General features: G+C 42.7%; 7 protein-coding genes. All 7 read right to left on the bottom strand.

Annotation, left to right across the window (positions count from 1 at the left end):
- Positions 1 to 157 precede the first annotated feature (157 nt).
- Positions 158 to 604 (bottom strand): DUF1642 domain-containing protein, encoded by a 447-nt coding sequence (locus FAY32_RS14250; protein WP_143464121.1) that lies wholly within the window; start codon positions 602 to 604, stop codon positions 158 to 160.
- A gap of 1 nt (position 605) precedes the next feature.
- Positions 606 to 803 (bottom strand): hypothetical protein, encoded by a 198-nt coding sequence (locus FAY32_RS14950; protein ID WP_143464120.1) that lies wholly within the window; start codon positions 801 to 803, stop codon positions 606 to 608.
- Between the two features lie 32 nt (positions 804 to 835).
- Positions 836 to 1,060: a hypothetical protein gene (locus FAY32_RS14240; RefSeq protein ID WP_143464119.1), complete on the bottom strand. Its 225-nt coding sequence runs from the start codon at positions 1,058 to 1,060 to the stop codon at positions 836 to 838.
- 9 nt (positions 1,061 to 1,069) lie between these two features.
- Positions 1,070 to 1,270: a hypothetical protein gene (locus tag FAY32_RS14235; protein WP_143464118.1), complete on the bottom strand. Its 201-nt coding sequence runs from the start codon at positions 1,268 to 1,270 to the stop codon at positions 1,070 to 1,072.
- An 83-nt stretch (positions 1,271 to 1,353) separates the two neighbouring features.
- On the bottom strand, positions 1,354 to 1,668 hold the full coding sequence (locus FAY32_RS14230; RefSeq protein WP_225428357.1) for a hypothetical protein: 315 nt from the start codon (positions 1,666 to 1,668) through the stop codon (positions 1,354 to 1,356).
- 60 nt (positions 1,669 to 1,728) lie between these two features.
- Entirely contained in the window at positions 1,729 to 2,418 is a 690-nt protein-coding gene (locus tag FAY32_RS14225) for a putative HNHc nuclease (protein WP_143464116.1), read from the bottom strand.
- Position 2,419: 1 nt separating this feature from the next.
- Complete coding sequence (locus FAY32_RS14220; RefSeq protein ID WP_158727614.1) at positions 2,420 to 2,836, bottom strand: hypothetical protein; 417 nt, start codon at positions 2,834 to 2,836, stop codon at positions 2,420 to 2,422.
- Positions 2,837 to 2,973: the final 137 nt, after the last annotated feature.

Below are 2,973 nucleotides of genomic sequence, written 5' to 3'. Positions count from 1 at the left end.
ATCTCGTTTAATGGGAAACTGACCTTCTCAGTTAACGGGTTAGCCTCCCAAATCTCATTGTTCTTTTCCAGCAGCCAGTGATCCAATTCTTCACGGCTGTCGAACTCTTTGACGAAATTAGTCTTGCCACTATCAGCCGGTGGTTTAATCAGAAATTTCATTCATCTTCCTCCACTCGATAGCCGTCCAACCACGCACGAGCAAATTTATTTGGATAATTCCCAATCCAACGCTGGACGCCATTACTCATAGTACGAGTAATAGCTAATTCATGAATTGAACTAAAAATTATCGCCAGGTTAACTGATTGTGGCCGGTCCTTAAACACTTCCAATTGTCTAGCGACTTTGGGGGGAATCACCGGCAACTCAGCATAAGTTTTCTTAAAAATCTTATCAGCAATTGGCCAATGCTCACCGTCAACGCCAGTGGCAATCCAATCGCCCTGCTTTACCTTCATCATTCCCTCAATTGTCGGCATTTCATAAACGCAAGAATTATTAGTATAAGTTGCTGTAATGACTGCATACTTAGATACCATATCGAAGCTGCCATCGAACTGCTCGGCCTTGATGTTCGTTGTCTTGCGATAAATCTTAATCATCTCAATCTCCCCCTTCCAAAATTTCACCAAACTCATCAAAATCAATTTTAACTAGAAATTTGACGCCACCAGTAACAACCATTGTCCATCCAGCGTTATTTTCAGATGCGTAATCAACCCTTCTCATATTTATCCAAACTCGATCCCCTGAATTGTCCTTAACCCTCAACCACATTGGTTCACGTGAATTATCAAGCATTGAATATCGAACCTTTCATGTTTTTGTGTTGTTTACCTATGATTGAATTCCTTTTGCATTTCTTGCAGACGGTATGAAATCCCTTCATAGGCTTCACCTGGTTTATCGAAAATCAAGCCTTCCGTAAAGCCACAGTTTAATAACTCAGACATAACGCTATCCATAATTTCTGCTGTACGGTTATAACCATCAGCATAGGCACTCAGATATTCTTCAACATCGCCCCACTCATCAGGGCTTAAATTTGGTTTCTTCATTTTCACGCCTCACATCCAATCAAATTCACCACTTAAAGTACTGCTGGCAAGATCATTTTCGTCTTCTTCCAGCTTCATATCGTATGCTTCGATATGGTCACTAATCCATCGAGTCGCTTCGGATTTACTGAGATGAAGTGGCTCTTCAACGACCAGAATCATCGAAATTTTATGAATGAAGCTTTCCTGTTTTTCGGTTGCAGGTTCCATACCTATCACCCTCATCCTAAATCCTTAGCCTGTTGCCAAAATCCACGGTTATTGCCATTCTTTTTGCGTCGGTGGTCCAACTCTTATTGGTAGCCATAAAGACCAAGCTGACGAATCTTGCTAACCCGCATCCTCAAAATATCCAGACACATTTTATTAAGCTTATCCGGATTAATGGCAATAAACTCTCTGTTCCATCCCCAATCAGTCGGCTCATACCGGCGTCCGTGATACCCTTTGATGATGTTGTAGCGATATCGCAGATATTTCTTACCAGGGTGATCACTAATCCTCATCGTATAGAGCATTCCGTAATCCAGCTTGAGATAGATACTACTAGTCGAATAGGCATCATATCGCATAACTTTAATACCTTGGCTTTGAAAAAAGTGAACCATCGTATCAGCTACCTGCCTAACCTTTCTGTTTTTACCAGAATGACGATTACGGTACACGGATTACACCTCCACTTTTTCACCTTGTTCATGGCGCCAATCACCAATTTTCAACATGCGTTGAATCTCAGGCGTAACTTTGACACCCTTCAACTGGTTATCAATCATGAACGTCTTGATACCTACGTTGTGTTGTTCCTGATGGTGCTTTCTGCACAAAGCCATGACGTAATTACCAACGTTATTAATGTGATTACGATTACGGCCAATACCTACCGCGTGAACATGAGCGATATCAGCATGAGCCCCGCAAATCATGCAGCAGTGATACTTGAGACAGTACATATCCCATCCGTACTGTTCCCGAATCGAATCAATCACCTTGCTGGCAATCGGCACCTTCCAGGAAAAGCAGAAACCAAGTAAAAATTCAATGAATCGACTCGCTAATTCCATCGAACAATCGCTCAACGAAAACTCTTCATACAGACCACGTTTACGCATAAACATGTACTTCATCTGATGTTCCGTGACATCCATGATGTAATTTCCACACCACCGGTCAATCTCATGTAGCAACGCAAATATCTTCTTGCGTTGGTCCGCACTGATATGCCGGCCGTCGTCAAAGTTCAACTCAATCAACTGGCCCAGATTAGATTCAACCAGCCGTTTCGCTGGCGGATCTAAATCGCTTAGGTCAACTACCAATTGGTGATCTGATAATTGTCCAATGCTTCCAAATAGACGCATGCTATCCCCTCAATCCATTATTGATTTGAAACCGACGCTCTCTCTCTAATAGCTCAATGTATTCCGACTTCAATTTTTCCGGTCGGGTACACTTCGTCAAATCTCCCTTATACTTGACCAACATTGCATTCACGAAGTCAGAACCATCTTCCAAGTATCGCCAGCCTTGCAAAAACTCAGCCTCTGCGGTGTCTAAAGCCGACCACACGTATTCGACCCGTTTCTCGTCTAAACGCTTATATTCAGCTCGTAGGACACGATTCTGAGGATGCAATTTGAGACTCTTTGACATTAGCTCTCGCTGTTTAAAGCAATGGCTTGCCTTGACCAAATAAACTGTGACGGCGCGTGACGTTTTCCAGTCATTGTCAGCCATGATGTCCTTGAAATCCTTATTGGACATGTACTCAGACGTCACTGCTATCTAACTCCTGAAATTTCATCCCCTGTCCATTGAACTGGTACGAAATCGTCATCAACATTCCTTCACGATTCTTCCGAACGGATAGGTCGACAATATCATCTTGAACAGTCGACTTAGACAGAAACGCAACC

This window comes from Levilactobacillus enshiensis (assembly GCF_007115095.1).
In the GTDB taxonomy this organism is placed as follows: Bacteria; Bacillota; Bacilli; order Lactobacillales; family Lactobacillaceae; genus Levilactobacillus; species Levilactobacillus enshiensis.
Note: the sequence above shows the minus strand (reverse complement) of the source record. Positions and strands in the feature narration are given on the sequence as shown.